This window comes from Streptomyces sp. NPDC045470 (genome assembly GCF_040646595.1).
In the GTDB taxonomy this organism is placed as follows: Bacteria; Actinomycetota; Actinomycetes; order Streptomycetales; family Streptomycetaceae; genus Streptomyces.
Map to the genome: position 1 here is coordinate 174,948 of NZ_JBEZAN010000013.1, position 14,101 is coordinate 189,048.

General features: G+C 71.0%; 10 protein-coding genes and 1 pseudogene. 1 reads left to right on the plus strand and 10 read right to left on the minus strand.

Annotated features, from left to right (window positions below; genetic code table 11):
• Positions 1-71: 71 nt before the first annotated feature.
• From AB0A97_RS29605 to AB0A97_RS29650, 10 genes and pseudogenes are all read right to left on the minus strand, one after another.
• Positions 72-716 (minus strand): hypothetical protein, encoded by a 645-nt coding sequence (locus AB0A97_RS29605; RefSeq protein ID WP_361155543.1) that lies wholly within the window; start codon positions 714-716, stop codon positions 72-74.
• Between the two features lie 10 nt (positions 717-726).
• The gene (locus AB0A97_RS29610; RefSeq protein ID WP_361155545.1) at positions 727-3,279 is read right to left on the minus strand and encodes a hypothetical protein; all 2,553 of its coding nucleotides are present in this window, start codon (positions 3,277-3,279) and stop codon (positions 727-729) included.
• Positions 3,276-3,728 carry a DUF6507 family protein gene (locus tag AB0A97_RS29615; RefSeq protein WP_361155547.1) on the minus strand — a complete coding sequence of 151 codons (453 nt, stop codon included), beginning with the start codon at positions 3,726-3,728 and terminating at the stop codon, positions 3,276-3,278. Before AB0A97_RS29615 ends, AB0A97_RS29610 begins: the two co-directional genes overlap by 4 nt.
• 124 nt (positions 3,729-3,852) lie before the next feature.
• Positions 3,853-4,164, minus strand: a complete 312-nt coding sequence (locus AB0A97_RS29620; RefSeq protein WP_030019277.1) for a pore-forming ESAT-6 family protein — start codon at positions 4,162-4,164, stop codon at positions 3,853-3,855.
• Between the two features lie 48 nt (positions 4,165-4,212).
• Positions 4,213-4,545 carry a hypothetical protein gene (locus AB0A97_RS29625; RefSeq protein ID WP_030019276.1) on the minus strand — a complete coding sequence of 111 codons (333 nt, stop codon included), beginning with the start codon at positions 4,543-4,545 and terminating at the stop codon, positions 4,213-4,215.
• 143 nt (positions 4,546-4,688) lie between these two features.
• Complete coding sequence (locus AB0A97_RS29630; RefSeq protein WP_361155550.1) at positions 4,689-6,119, minus strand: DUF6177 family protein; 1,431 nt, start codon at positions 6,117-6,119, stop codon at positions 4,689-4,691.
• An 82-nt stretch (positions 6,120-6,201) separates the two neighbouring features.
• A complete protein-coding gene (gene eccCa, locus AB0A97_RS29635; RefSeq protein WP_361155552.1) occupies positions 6,202-10,245 on the minus strand; it encodes a type VII secretion protein EccCa in 4,044 nt (1,347 codons plus the stop codon).
• Between the two features lie 37 nt (positions 10,246-10,282).
• Positions 10,283-11,452, minus strand: coding sequence for a MinD/ParA family protein (locus tag AB0A97_RS29640; protein WP_361155554.1), 1,170 nt, complete (start codon positions 11,450-11,452; stop codon positions 10,283-10,285).
• Positions 11,453-11,506: 54 nt separating this feature from the next.
• Positions 11,507-12,862 carry a type VII secretion integral membrane protein EccD gene (eccD, locus tag AB0A97_RS29645; RefSeq protein ID WP_361155555.1) on the minus strand — a complete coding sequence of 452 codons (1,356 nt, stop codon included), beginning with the start codon at positions 12,860-12,862 and terminating at the stop codon, positions 11,507-11,509.
• A gap of 200 nt (positions 12,863-13,062) precedes the next feature.
• Positions 13,063-13,320: pseudogene (locus tag AB0A97_RS29650) on the minus strand (hypothetical protein); the annotation flags it as partial.
• Positions 13,321-13,455: 135 nt separating this feature from the next.
• Between AB0A97_RS29650 and AB0A97_RS29655 the strand changes: the two are divergent.
• Complete coding sequence (locus AB0A97_RS29655) at positions 13,456-14,100, plus strand: TetR/AcrR family transcriptional regulator (protein ID WP_361155557.1); 645 nt, start codon at positions 13,456-13,458, stop codon at positions 14,098-14,100.
• Position 14,101 lies beyond the last annotated feature (1 nt).

Below are 14,101 nucleotides of genomic sequence, written 5' to 3' on the forward strand. Positions count from 1 at the left end.
GTGAGCGCTTCTACGGGTTCAGTGACTGTCCGGTCGAACCGAATTTCTCTTCGGTGACTGATCGGGTCCCGTCAGAGCAGGTCGGTCAGATCGGGGCCGAGTCCGTCAATGATGTCGGGAGCCTTGATTCCGTACTTCTCTGTGGTCCCGAAGTAGGTGGGCTCGCCAGGCTCGGCCTCGATGCCCAGCAAACTGTCAAGCCCGCGCAGCGCTGCTGCCAGGCGAGGGGCATTGCGGGCTTGCACCGCTGGGTGGGGGTTCCCTCGAAAGTCGCACGGGCTCCAGACATCGTGGTGCACGGAGAGTCCCGCGAAGGGACCGACCGGGTCTGGAGATACGGTGAGTTCGACCAGACGAGGTTCGCTATGCCAGTTTCCTTCAGAATCCACCCATGAGCCTGAGCCTGCCACCAAGATCGCGGACATCTCGGCTGCAGGGTAGCCGACCGGCTGACACTGTCGTGCCTGTTCGGCGATCTCGGCGTCGTTCAAAGAGCGCCCGACGATGTCGAGGCGGCTGTGAATTCCCAGCCCTCCCTTGCCTACCTCAAACCAGGACCATTCCAGTGACGCAGGCTCCAACAAGTTGTTCTCTTGCAGGAGGGCAGACATGCGAGCCGCCGTGTGCAGGGCTGTTTCCAACCCTGGCGCCATCACGTCCTCAAGGTCCCAGAACCACGAACCGACTTCCCTCGGTGCTCGCATCAGAGTCGACAATTCGGGTTCCTCACGGTTTGTTCGCATTGGTCGGGAAGACGGTCAATGAGCCGTCGATGAATCGTAGCTCGAAGTAGGCGTTGGTCCGGTCTGCGGCCCTCTGGATGTTCCTCAGGATGCGATCGGTCAGTGAACCCTTGATGTCGTTGATGTCGAGAATCGCCACCTTGGTTCTTACGCCGGGTCCTGCCAGTTGTTTTTCTGCAATTTTCGACACTGCTGATTTGATTCCACTGGTGCTCTGTACGTCCTTGAGTTGGGCGCCGTATTCGATTCCGTTCTCGGACCTTACCAGGACGTCCAAGTCAAGTTTCTGATCCGGTATTTTTAGTTCGAATCCGATGTTTTCCACGCTCTTGGCTTGCAGTTCGGCTGCGTGCTCCAGCGCTTGATGGACAGCCGGCAGCATGTCATTCTGCTTCACCTGATAAATAAGGTCCTTGTAACCAGGGAAACCAGCAAATCGTCCACTGGCGATGTGCTCGGCGACAGCGCTTCCGTACCCCGACTTCCGGAGCTGGGTCAACATGCGCTCCTGGTCCACCGGCGGCACCTTCGACTCCGTCAGGGCCGTCGTCACGGCTTCCTCCTGCTCGGGAGCCATCTTGCCGATGGGCTGTTGCGCTACGCGGTCACCCTCCAGGTGCACAGGAGGCAGACCGTCAGGGACGCCGGGGCCGTGGGTACCTCCGTGACTGCCACCACCAGGCCCACCGCTGCTCCCGAAGCCGGTGTCCGACGACGCCGAACTGTCGTGTCCGCTGGCCGGCCGGGCCCCGTGACTTTCCCGGGGCGGGGAATCCTGAGCGTTTCCGGGTCCGTGTCCTCCGCTCGTGGAATCGCCGTTGTCCTTGAGGTGGTTCCCTCCGGCCTTGCCCTCGGTCGAGTTGTGGCCCAGGTTGTCAGCGGGCATGTGTTCACCTGCGTTGTTGCCTGGGGCCCCATGGCTACCCGCACGGCTCGGGGGAATGGAGTCGCCTGCATTGCCGCCATGGCCGGCCCGGCCCTCGGCTTCCGTCGGACCCGAAACCTCCGACCCCACCCGCGCAACCTCATCACCCCGCCCACCGACACCTGCCATCGCCGGCTGTTCCCGATGGCTCGGAGAATCGACCCGGGGCACGTCCGCGCCGTCCGTCGGTTTGGACGTGATGTCTCTGGGGGCTGTCTGTGCGTGGTGTTCGACGGTGCCGTCCGGTCTGTGGATGGTGCCGTCTTCGGCCAGGAAGCGGGGTGGGCCGTCGGTGGGGAGGCGGACGGTGCCCGGGGGGAGGAGGGTGACATGGGCCGGGGGCTGCACGGTGCCGTCGGGGAGTCTGGTGAAGCCTTCCGGGATCTTCTGGCCCGTGGGGAGGCGGATGGTGCCGTCGGCGGTCAGGTGGGCGCCGTCCGGGAGGGCGACGGTGTTCTGCGGGAACTTCGGGAGGTCGAGGCCGCGCAGGTTCTTGAGGTGGGACAGTACGTCGCCGATCTTGGACACGCCCGCCCCCGCGCCCTTGAAGGCGTACGTCATCGGGTCGATGACCTGGCCCACCTTGCCGGCGAAGGAGAGGGCCTTGGCGGCAGTTCCGGCTTTGCCGGCGCCCGATACGGCCGCGCCGCCGCCGCGGGTGACGAGGGCGGTGAGGACGTTGAAGGTGACGGCGCCCGCGGCGCGGGAGTTGTTCGTGCCCCACTGGTCCCAGGCCAGCATGGCCTTGCCGGTCTCGACCATCGCCTTCCGCGAGTCCCGTAGCCAGGACGGGAGCATGTTGCCGGGGACGGTCAGGTAGGCGGCGCCCAGGCCGGGGACGGCGGCGATGGTGACGGCGGTGGAGAGCTTGGCCAGGTTGACCCATGCTTCGCCGGCGGCGTCCCAGCCGTCGACGCCGACCAGGGTGCCCAGGCCCCTGACGGTGCCCCACAGGCCGTCGACGATGACTCCCTTGCCGAAGTCGTAGACGTGCTCCCACACCTGCCAGGCGGGGACCGACTCCTCGACCGCGTCCCCCCAGGGCAGGCTCTTGGACTGTTTGAGGGCTTCGGCGTCGTAGCCGTACATGCCCTTCTGGTTGGTCCCGTCGTTCGTCCTGAGGGCGGTGCCGCCCACCAGGGCGACGATCTTCGCGTGGCAGTCGCGTTCGGCGGCCTGGAAGGCGGTCCAGACTTCGGCGATCTTGTTACGGCGGGCGAGGTTCTCCTCGATCAGATCGCCGTCCTCGTCCCAGTCGTCGTCGGCGGCGTCCTTGGCGCGGAAGTCGGCGGCTTCCTGCTTGAGCCGATTCAACTGGTCGACCAGCGGGGTGATCTCCTGGGCGTAGGTGCCCAGGGCCTTGGAGACGGTCTGCATGTCGTCGCCGAGGGCCCGTGCTGTGCGCGCCACCGGTTCGGTCACGGCGAACAACTGCTCGGCCTCGGGTGCCTTGTAGAAGGCGGACAGGCCGGCGAAGGACGTGTGGACGTCCGAGCCGACGGTCTTGACCTTGGTGCCGCCCTGGGCCAGCGACGTCACCTTGGCCTGGAGGCTGTCCAGGTCACCGGTGTAAACCGGCACCTCGGCCGGGTCGACCGGCGCGTTGCTCACTGCTTCCCCCCGAAGGTCTTCAGCGCGTCCAGCCGCACGGCCCGGGCGGCGGCCTGGGCGTTCCTGGCCGCTTCCAGGTCGCCTTCGACGTACTCGTTGGTGGCCTGGGCGGCGCCCAGGACGGCGGCCTGGACACGATCGGCCATCGCCTTGATGTCCTCCTGGCGCCGGGACGCGTACTCGACCAGTGCGGCAGCGACCGGCCCCGTCGCCTTCTGCGGCAGTCTGTCGGGGGCGACCGGCCCCACCGGCTTGGCCGTCGTCAGTACCGGTGCCCCGCCCGGCAGCGTCGTGGCCTGCGAACCCGGCACGGCCGTGCCGGCCACCCGGGCCGCCTCCTGGAGGTCCTTGAGCAGCGTGGTGAGGGCCTTACCCAGATCTTCGGCATGCGCGCCGACGACCTTCAACTGGCCTTGGACCCCCTGCGGCTGAATGTCCCATGACGCCATGTATGCCCCCCTGGCTGCAAAACTGTAGCGCCGCCCGCACGTGCCGTGCGGCGGCGCCGTCACCCCCGTGACTCTCCATCCGTCGGCGCGTCACGGAGAGGTGTGTCTGACGCGCCGAGCCGGCTCAGCCGATGTTGTCGACCGCGGCCTTCGCGCGGGCGAGCGTCTGGTGCGCGGTCCCGTCGTTCTTCTCCAGCGTCGTGCGCAGGAGCTGGATGATGCTCCTGACCTCCTGGGACGCCCGGTTCCAGCGCAGTTCCTTGCCGTGGTACTCGTCCGCGACACCGTCCGCCGTGAAGTCGGCCATCGCGGCCTTCACCTGCGCGTCGCGTTCCGTGATCACCTGTTCCAGGCGCGCGATCACGGCCTGGATGTTGCCCTGTGCCTCCGCCGAGGCACCCGTGTCGTACGAACGGCGGTCCATGCCGGCAGCCATGACGATCTCCCCCCTGAGGTTTCCGGTTCCTTCTTCGGCAGTCGGCCGTCAGCGGCCGGAGAAGCGCGCCGCGTCGAAGTTCGCGGCCGCCATCTGCGACCGTGCGTTGTCGGCCTGCTCCTGGTCACCGGAGCCGAACGCCGACTCCATGCCCGACTGGCCGCCGACGATCGCGGACAGCGCGCTGTTCAGGGCAGCCGTGATCTCGTCGGCGCGCGACTTGAACGAGTCGAACGCCGCCTTGCCCGATCCGTTGAACTTGCTCTCCAGCGGCTGTGCCGCCTGCACGAGCTGATGGATCAGAGCCCCCAGCTCCGAACCCGAACCCTGGGACTGTGACCTCAGGGTCGAGAGCGTCTGCGCCCCCATGTCGAACTTCATCGGGCCCCCCTGCCAGACGTGACATTCACATGTGGTTCATCTCTATCAACTCGGATATCACTGGTGCAATCCGTAATCCGACGCTGTGACACACCCATGACGTCCAGACGTCACACGCCCCTCGGACACCTCGCGGACGCCTCTCAGATCCGCTCTCCGCCCCCTTTCAGATGGCTCATCAGGCGCTCGAAATCCCGCCAGCCCGACAGGTCCGACGGGTCACCGGGCAGCGGGTAGTACAGCGCGGGCCTGGTCTTCGGGCCGAGGCGGACCGGCGCTTCGGCCAGCGGGGTACGCAGAGCGCGGTCACCGGGCATCCGATGGACCTCGCCCGCGCCGAGCACGAACGCCACGGGTACGCCCGGACCTTCGAAACGGGGCGGCACCGCGAGGTCGCGGCGGGCCTTGCGGATCTGTACGAGCATCGACCGGAGGCCGTGCCGGGTGGCCAGCTCTTCCGCGACCCGGGGCACGGACTCGACCGGCGGCTCCTCGACCGCCCCGTAGCCGAACATCAGCCTGACGTCTTCCTCCACGCCCGCCCTGGTCCGGCTGACGCGCACCGTGGCGAGGCCGGGCCGTGCCGGGCTGCCGACCACCACGACCCAGGTGGGCTCGGGCGCTCTGGCGTAGGCGAGGTCGGTCAGGTGGCGCGGCGACCAGGGAAGGCCGGCGGGTTCCGCGGTTCCCCAACCGGCGGGAGGTCCGCCGGTCAGCTCGCGCCACACCGCTTCCAGCGCGCCACCGAGTACCAGTCGTTCGTGTGCGGGGTGGACGGTGCGGAAGGTGACGGCCAACTGCCGCTCGCCGGTGGGCACGGCCTCCTGGAAGGCGGCGGCCACGGTGGAGCGCTGGTCGTCCGGAGTCGCGTCGGCGGCCGCGACCGGCGCGAACATCTGGCCCTGCCAGCGCAGTACGGCCCCGGTCAGCCCGTCGTAGTAGCCGTCCCGTTCGTCCCGCACGACCCAGCGTGACGGCCAGGTGCCGAGGTTGTCCCGGACGGCGGGCGAGAGGGTGGTGCCCGCCGGGGTGACGATCTGGAGCCCCAGCTCGGCGCGGGCGGCGGAACGGAAGGCGTCGGAGAGCCAGGCGGTCATGGCGACGACCGGTCTGTCCTGGATCACGACGGCGACCGTGTCCGTGAGGACGTCGACGGCGGGCTGGGCGGTGGCGGGTGCGGGGACGACACCCATGCCGTCGGCCGGCACCACGGCCAGGCTGCGCGCGGCCTCCGGAGGCCAGGCGGTGCCGCCGGACAACGAGGCCAGCCGGGCCGCGAACGTACCCGCGAGCCGCTCGGCCTGTTCGACGCCGGTGGTGGCACGGGCCTCCGTCCACCAGTAGGGAAGCGACGGCGCCGGGGCACCGAGCAGCCGCTCGGCCTCGCCGTCGACCTGTATGAGCAGGGGCGCCTCCACCGAGACGAGCGGGCGCCCCTCCGGGTCGCAGAGGCGCAGGACCGCGCCCTCTCCCGTCGTGTCGAGGAGCTTGTCGGTGCCCCCGGAGAGCAGGCCGGCGAGCAGGCTCCAGGGGTCGGGCATGCGCTCCGTGAGGGCGATGACGTCCTTGGTCATGGGGTCGTCCGGTCCTTCGTGGTTCGGGCTGGTCTGCTGCGGGCCGGGTGGTCCGCGGGCGTCGGGAGAGCCGTCCGGCGGATCACGCGGGGGAGTGCACGGTCTGGATGAGGCGGTCGGGCCTCCCCCTGCGGACGAGTACGCCGCGGCCGGCGGGCTGCTGGGAGGCGTACAGGCCGGGGAACAACTGCCCCTCGCCGCGGTCGCCCGCCATGAGGAGCGCCGCGGCCCCCGATTCGCGCAGGCTCTGCACGAGGGGCTCGTACATGCCGCGTGAGGCGCCTGCCACGCGGCGCGTCAGGACGAAGTGGAGTCCGATGTCCGCAGCGGCGGGGATGTAGGGCAGGAACGGAGCCAGTGGCGCCTGGCCCGCGGTGGTCAGGACGTCGTAGTCGTCCACGAGGACCACGATCCGCGGGCCGCCGCCCCAGCTGCCGGGTTCCAGCTCCTCCAGGCGTGCGGTGTCGTCGGGCAGCCGCTGCTCCAGTACGGTCGCGATGCCGTTGGCGAGGCCCGCGCACAGTTTGGCGTTGTACGCGTAGCCGCCGTTGAACTCTTCGGGAATCGCGCCGCGCAGGCCGCGTCGCGGGTCCATGACGGCGAAGACCAGTTCGTCCTCGCCATAGCGGTCGACGAGGCCGCCGGCGACGGCCTTCAGGAGGTTCGTCTTGCCGCACTCGCTGTCGCCGAGGACCAGCAGGTGCTGGTCGTGGGCGAACAGGTCGAGCAGGACGGGTTCGAGTGCCGTCTGGTCCAGGCCGATCGGTACCCGCGTGGGTTCGGCTGCCGGGCCCGGCAGGAGGCGGGGCTCCAGGAGGTGCGGGAGGACCCGTACCGGCTGGGCGACCTCGCCGCTCCAGGACGCGCGGACCGTGCGGGCCGTCCGCTCCAGGACCGCGCCCAGATCCGCGGCGTCGGCGATGCCGTCCGTACGGGGCAGCGCGACCTGTGCGAAGAGCCGTCCGTCGGTGAGGACGCGGCCGGGCTCGTCCGGCGAGAGGGTGGCGGCGAGCTTGTGGTCGATGCAGGATTCGCCGGGATCGTTCAGCCGCAGCTCGACGCGCGTGCCGAAGTTCGACTGCACGGCGATGCGCGCGTCGTTCCAGCGGAGCATGGCGGCGACGACGTGGACGCCGTAGCCGCCGCCGCGCCTGAGGATGTCGGCGACGTCGTCGTACAGTTCCTCGAAGTCGTCGCGGAGACCGCCGAATCCGTCGATGACCAGCACGATCTCGGCGGAGGCCAGCTCGGGCAGCCGGCCCGCGGCGTGCAGGGAACGGAGCTGGTCGAGGGAGTCGATGCCGTGCTCACGGAAGAGGTCTTCGCGGGCCGTGAGCATGTTCCGTACCTCTTCGACGGTCCGTGCCGCGCGTTCCCGGTCGGCCCGTCCCGCGACACCGCCGACGTGCGGCAGGGCCGAGAGAGCCTGGAGGCCGCCGCCGACCAGGTCGAGCCCGTAGACGCCGACCTCCTGAGGGGTGTGGGTCAGTGCGAGCGAGAGGACGAAGGTGCGCAGGAAAGTGGTCTTGCCGGACTGCGGGCCGCCGATGAGCGCGGCGTGGCCGCCGGCCACGGTGAGGTCCAGGTACCACTGGCCCTGCCACTGTCTGGCCGGGTCGTCGAGCAGGCCGAGCGGCACCCGGAGCGGGGACCGGTCCGGGCCCGCCTCCCGCCTGGCGTCCGCCGAGGAGCCTTTCGCGACTCCTGCCGTCGCGCGGCCTCTTGTGTCCAGGAGCTGGAGCCCGCGCCGACCCACGTCCAGCGGCCCGGCGACGGTGTCCAGGGCGATCGCGCCGGGCAGCGGCGGCAGCCAGATCCGGCGTACCGTGCCGGGGGCCTCCGCCAACTGCCCGACCATGACGCTCAGCTCGGTCGGCCCGGACTCACGGCGGCGTACGGCCGGTTCCTCCACGTCCGTGCCCTGCCCGTCCCCCGTGGTGTTGAAGGCTTCGTAGCGGAGGACGCGGGGCCCGGTGGTCTCCTCGTCCGAGCGGGGTACGGGGCCTCGGTAGGGGCCCGACACATAGCTCGCCTTGAAGCGGTCGTAGTGGCTGGTGTCGACCTTGAGGTAGCCGAAACCGGGCAGCGGCGGCAGGTGGAAGGCGTCCGTGGTGTCCAGGACCGTACGGGACTCGTCGGCGGAGAAGGTGCGCAGGCCGAGCCGGTACGAGAGATAGGTGTCCAGCCCTTTGAGGTTGCCGCCCTCGATGCGCTGGCTGGAGAGCAGCAGGTGGACGCCGATGGAGCGGCCGATGCGTCCTATGGACAGGAACAGGTCGATGAAGTCCGGCCTGGCCGTGAGCAGTTCGCCGAACTCGTCGATGACGACGAACAGATGCGGCAGCGGGTCCAGGTCGGGCCGCCGACTGCCGCGCAGGGCCGCGTAGTCGCCGATGTCGGCGATGTTGCCGGCGTCCTTGAGGAGCTGCTGGCGGCGCTTGACCTCGCCGGCGAGCGAGGCGTGGACGCGTTCGACCAGGCCGGCCTGGTTCTCCAGGTTGGTGATGACACCGGCGACGTGCGGCAGGTCCGCGAACGGCGCGAAGGTCGCCCCGCCCTTGTAGTCGACGAGGACCAGGGCGAGATCCTCCGGCGGGTGCGTGGCCGCCAGGGCGAGGACGAGGGTGCGCAGCAGCTCCGACTTCCCGGAGCCGGTGGCGCCGACGCACAGGCCGTGCGGCCCCATGCCCAGCTCCGACGACTCCTTCAGGTCCAGCAGGACCGGCTCGTGGGAGTCGTTGACGCCGATCGGTACGCGCAGGAAGGCGCGCTCGCCGCGCGGCGCCCACAGGCTGTGGACGTCGAGCCGTGCCACGTCGTCGATGCCGAGGAGGCCGGCGAACCCGACCGGCCCGGACAGGGGCGTGTCGACGAGCGACTCGGCGGACAGGCGCAGCGGCGCCAGCATCCGCGCCAGCCCTTCGGCGAACGGGATGCTCACCTCGTCCACGGTGCCGTGCGCACCGACCGGTTCCGGTTCGCGCAGGTCCTCGACGATCACCTGATCGCCGTCGACGGTGATCCGGACGCTGACCTGCCCTGGCTCCTGGACCCGCTGGTCGAGCAGGTGCAGGACGGTGACGGCCATCTCCCGCAGGTCCACCGCCTCGTCGGGACGCGGGAGTTCGACGGCGTCCGCGCCGTGTCCGTCGGCGACGACGAGCAGTCGGGACGTCAGGGACAGGGCGTCCTTGCCGGAGAGACCGCGCCGTACCTCCGCCGCGTACGAGGCGCGCCGGCGCAGTTCGGGGCCGAGCTGCCGGGCGAGCTGCGGCGTGGAGGGTGCGATACGCCGAGCGGCGACGGGGCCGTCGGACTGCTCCGCGTCGAGCAGGTGCGGCAGCCACTTGGCCCACTCCCAGTCCGCCAGCCGGTGGCCGGGCACGGCGAGCGCCATGCCCACGTCGTCGGGGGCGTGCAGAGCGGCAGCCTGGACGAGCAGGGCGCGCGCGAGGCGCAGGCAGTCTTCACGAGGGCCGATGACACTGACGTTGCCGACGCGATCGAGCGGGACGGTGAGCGGGAGATCGGTGCCGGTACGGAAGCGGGCCATCAGGGCCGAGGCCTCGTTGAGCATGAAGCGGTCGGGCGGGGTGAGGACGGACGAGCCCTGCTGGGTGATGCGCAGATCGCGCACGGGCATCTCGCCGGTTCCGGCCCGGACGCGCAGGAAGTCACGGTCGGTGCGCCGGCGCTCCCACAGACGGGCCGGGTCGCGGGCCACGTCGTACAGGGCGGGCGGCGGCGGGTCGAGGACGTCGGCGCGGCTGCGCCGCTCGCGCTCCTCGGCGGCGAGCTCCTCGCGCAGGTCCTCCAGGTAGGTGAGGTACGCCTCGCGCTGGGTGCGCCGGGTGCGCTGGGCCTTGCCGCGCTGCGAGAGGACGAGCACGACCGAGCCGATGACGGTGACGACCAGGATGATCGCGCCGAGCGCGGCGAACCGGCTGTTGCGTACGACGGTCATCATCACCACGGACGACATGACACCCGCGACCGGCAGCAGCGACATCGCGACGTTGCCCGCCTTGCCCTCCGGGAGGTTGGGCGGGGCCTCGACGAGGCGCGCCTCGGGGGCGGCCGGGGGCTTGACGGTCCTGGCCGGGCGGTGGATCAGTCGGGTACTCATCGGCGTCCGTCGTTCACGTTCGGGCTCGGCATCCGGTTCAGTGGCGCTGCTGGGCGAGGTGGAAGACCTCGGCGGCGAGGCGGGCGGCGGCTTTCCTGGTGGGGTGGGCGAGCGCGGCGGTGCGGAGCGGGCCGCCGGACGCCAGATGGCGGTCGTACGGCAGGGTGCGGACGGCTGCCCCGGTGGACCGGAGCTGCCGGGTGGCCGCGTCGAGGTCGATACCTGGGTGGGGCGTCAGTTCGGTGAGAACGACGACGGTGCCGGCGAGCAGACGGCGCGGCAGTTCCTGCATCCACCGGAGCACCGCGTACGTACTGCTGACGCCTTCCGTCGTGGCGGGGCTGGTCAGCACGCGGCTGTGGGCCGCGGCGAGTGCGACACGGCCGACCTCGGCGGGCAGCGTCTCGCAGTCGATGACCATCACGCCGAAGTAGCGGCGCAGCGCGACCACCGCCCGCTCGTACGTCCGGCTGTCCAGGCTCGTACCGACCTGGCCCCGACTCGCGGGCAGCAGCCAGGCGTTGTCGGGGAGCGGCACCAGATGCCCGGTGACGTCGGGCAGCGACATGTCGGGGGTGACCAGGTCGGCGAGGTCGCCGGTGGTCCAGCGCACCGTCTCGGCACCGAGTCGCAGCGGCAGCGAGCCGAGCGCCGGGTCGGCCTCCAGGAAGAGGACCGGGTCCTGCCGGTAGTGCGCGTACGCGGTGCCGAGCAGCGCGGCGACCGTGGACTTGCCGGATCCGCCCCGGATGGAGGTGACGGCGATCTGCCGGCCCGTCGTCACCGGTCGCTGGAGCAGTTCGGCGGTACGGGTGGCATCGGCGACCTCACGGGTGGCCGACGCGTAGAGCGTACGGCGCAGGGCGCGTACGGCTCGCGCGGTGACGGACTCGCCGTGCCGCGGCGTGCGGCCCAGCGCGACGGACGGCCCGTCGCCCATGACGGGGCGGGCTTCCGGAGTGCCGCGGGGCGCGGGGGCCGGGGTTTCTCCGGCCACTTCCCGCGGTGTCCGTTCCTGGTGCTGGTGGCCGGCCCGCCCGGAGGCGTCATCCCCGTGAGCAGGGGCCGGCTCCTGTGCGGCCTCCACGGGGTGTCCCGGGCCCGGCGCGGAATCACTGTGGACCGGCTCGGCTGTGCTCCGCGCCACCTGGTGAGGACCTCTCAGGTCCCGCAGCACATCACTTTGCCAGTCGCCTCCGTTCGGCATACCTGCCCTTCACCCCCCAAAGTGCTGCCCCGCCCGGAGCACCCGCGAAACGACTCAGAACCGGTTGAGCAACTGCCCGTACACACCGAACACCCCGAAGGCGAGCGGGAAGAGTGCCACCATGCCGATGGATTCGGCCAGGTCGGCCACGCGCCGCAGGCGTACCCGCACATGCTCGGGAAACTGCACCGCCAGCACGAGCAGGGGAAGCGCCGCGGCCGCGCACAGCACGGCGAGCGGCCCGGCAGCCCCGGTGTGCTCCATCCACACCACGACGAGCCGTACGACGACGCACGACGCGGCGGCGAAGAGCGCGACGACCTCGGCGACCAGCGGGAAGGCCCGTGCCTTCGACATCAGCACCACGACGATGAGCGAGGCGAGCGCCACGGACCACACGGACGGCTGTGCCGCCAGAGTGAGCAGCCAGCCCGCGGCGGCCGCCGATACCGCGGTGACCGTCGTCGACAGGGCCAGCCCGCGGTGCGTCACCGCGAGCGCGGTACCCACCTGGTGGCGGCTGACCGAGGCACCGGCCGAGCGCCGGTCGTCGAGCGCGGTGAGACCGGACGCCATCAGGGCGAGCCGCGGCAGCAGGCCGAGGAGCATCAGGGAGAGGACGGCCAGGACCGCGCCGAGCCGGGCCGGTTCGTCCTGTACGGCGGCGACCGCCTCCCATCCGACGGTGAGCGCGCCGGTGGTCACGGCACCGACGAGGCCGCCCTTGCCCAGCGGCGAGAAGTGTCCGAGGAACACCAGCGTCAGGACCAGCGCGCCCGCGACGGCGGCGAGCCGCGCCGGGCCCGGCCAGACGTACGCGTCGGCGGCCGTCCACGCGGCGAGCACGCCGAGCCCGCCGGCGGTGGCCAGCAGCGCGGTCGCCAGGCCCCGATTGCCGCGCCCGAGCCTGGCGACCAGCGCGCCGGCCGGCAGCAGCACCAGCGTGACGGCGGACAGCACACCGGCCAGGGCGCCGAGCGCGACCTCACGGCGGGCGAGCAGCGCGGCGGCCACCGCGAAGCCCACGGACGCCGCACCCGCGCCGACCCTGCGCGCGGCGGGTCGCCAGCGCCAGGCCCGTACGTCGAGGTCGTCGGCCACCTGGTCGGTGACGTCGTGCACGACGGGAGCGGGCGGCGCGGAATGCGTCCGGACGAGCCGGAGCACCGCGCCGTCGGCGATCCCGGCGGAGGCCAGTGTGCTGTCGTGCGGCAGCGCGGACCCGTCGGACGTGATCAACTGCCGGGACAGCGGCCGGGGTCCGGGCCGGTCGTCCAGCAACGTCAGGATGTCCGGGATGAGCTGACCTATCGGAGTGTCGGAGAGCAGCACGATGTCGGCCCGGCGTCGTTCGCCGACCAACGTCACCCGGCTCAGCCGGGCCTGCGAAGTCGTCGTTCTGCTCACCACTCGCGGGAACCTACCATCGGGGCGCCGGCGAACTCCCGGGCCGACTGGACCTGCCGGTGTTCTCGGTCCCCACTCGTCGCTGTTCCGAGAAGGCGCCCCCCAGCGGGGGAAGCACTTTGCGTTCGTCCCCGGAATGCCGCAACGCCCGTCCGGACATGATCAGTGGGTTTTCGGGATTCCGCCGACTTCACCGACTTCGCCGGTTGTTCGTACTGCCGCGTCCGGCGCTGCTGCTTCTCCTGCTCGGCCTTCTGCTGGGCCAGCGTGTGCTGCAAGAACGACCATGCGACGCAGCCCGCGCACAGGACGGCCGCGACGACGATCCCGGCGAACATCTTCCCGAGCCGCTCGTCCACCGTGCGCCGCCCCCGCTGGGCGCCGAAGAGCAGAGCGTCACGCATCCTGCGCCGGCGGACCGCCACCGACTCCAGTAGTTGACTGTCGTAATCCCGCACCATTTCGGCCCCCCTACCGTGCCTCTGCAACATAGGGCATGGGGGTGACAGAAGCGCACGCGGGCGCTGCCTGCGGCTGGAGGTCGCCGCAGTACTGACGCAAATATTTCGCGTTAAGGTGGAGGGGTGACGGGCAGGATGAACGAAGGTTCCGGTGCTGGGGCGGTGGCCAAGGGGAGCAGGAAGGCTGCTCGGCCCGGGGGGCGCAGTGCGCGGGTGCAGGAGTCGGTGCACCGGGCCGTACGGGAGCTGATCGCTGAACGCGGGCGGGACGGGCTGACGGTGCCGCTGGTCGCGGCGCGGGCCGGTGTGACGCCGTCGACCGTGTACCGGCGGTGGGGCGACCTCCAGGAGCTGCTGTCGGACGTGGCGGTGGAGCGGCTGCGGCCGGAGGGGGCGCCGGAGGATCACGGGTCGCTGCGTGCCGATCTCGGGGCCTGGGCCGAGCAGTTCCTGGAGGAGATGGCGTCCGCCGCCGGGCGCGCGTACATCCGGGACGCGCTGGCGGGTGATCCGGACGGCAGCAACGCCGGGCAGTGTTCCGCGTACGCGGCCGAGCAGGTGCGGATCCTGCTGGGGCGGGCGGCCGAGCGCGGGGAAGCCGTGCCGGAACTGGAAGAGGCCATGGATCTGGTCGTGGCGCCGGTCATGTACCGGATTCTGTTCCGGCCGGGGCCGGAGACAGCGGTGGAGGAGAGGGCGGCGGGGACGGCCGGGGCAGCCGGCTCCGGGGCCGTCGCCGACTATGCGCGGCGCCTGGTGGAGCGGCTGCTGGCCGGCTGAC